The following is a 273-nucleotide window of genomic DNA, read 5'->3' on the forward strand; positions in this document are numbered from 1 at the left end:
ACTCGCCGGCCGGGCTCTCCACGGACGGGCTGGCGCCCTCTCCGCCGGCGGAGGAGCCCTTGTCCGGGGTGCGGGTGCCGGTCCCGGCCGGGCCCGAGCTCGGTGACGAGCGGCCGCCGTCGCCGCCGCCCGCCGTCGCGGCCGGAGGCGCGGTGACCCCCGAGGACGCCGGCGGGGTCGCCCCCTGGGAGGCGAGCACCCCGGCGATGCCTCCGCCGGCGGCGAGCAGCAGCGCCAGCACGGGCAGGACGACCCGTACGACTTCCTGGCGCC

General features: G+C 81.3%; 1 pseudogene. It reads right to left on the minus strand.

Annotation, left to right across the window (positions count from 1 at the left end):
• A pseudogene (locus ACSNOD_RS31920) lies at positions 1-273 on the minus strand (hypothetical protein); the annotation flags it as partial.

This window comes from Streptomyces sp. URMC 123, from assembly GCF_051386515.1.
GTDB lineage: Bacteria > Actinomycetota > Actinomycetes > Streptomycetales > Streptomycetaceae > Streptomyces.